Raw genomic sequence first — 324 nt, 5'->3', positions numbered from 1 at the left:
ACCTAGCGGCAGCCCACCCCACCGTGTCGAAGGTCTGGGCCGACGGCGGCTACCAGAGCAGCGTCCTCAACCACGGCGCCTGCCTGGGGATCGATGTGGAGGTCGTGCAGCGGCCACGGACGAAGGGGTTCGAACCGTTGCCGAAACGGTGGGTGATCGAGCGGACCTTCGGCTGGCTGATGCAGCACCGCCGCCTGGCGCGGGACTACGAAGCCCTCCCGCAGAGGTCCCGGGCGATGATCCACTGGGCGATGGCTAACAAAATGTCCCGCGAGCTCACGGGAGAATCCACGCCAACGTGGCGAATCGAAACGGACATGACCG

At 66.4% G+C, this 324-nt stretch carries 1 protein-coding gene; it reads left to right on the top strand.

The features are described from left to right. Positions 1 to 324: transposase (locus KUM38_RS43375; protein ID WP_308409103.1), on the top strand; the 324-nt coding region annotated here is incomplete at both ends.

Source organism: Streptomyces sp. AC558_RSS880 (assembly GCF_019049255.1).
GTDB lineage: Bacteria > Actinomycetota > Actinomycetes > Streptomycetales > Streptomycetaceae > Streptomyces.
The sequence above is the reverse complement of the archived record's forward strand: the minus strand, read 5'-3'. Positions and strand labels throughout refer to the sequence as shown.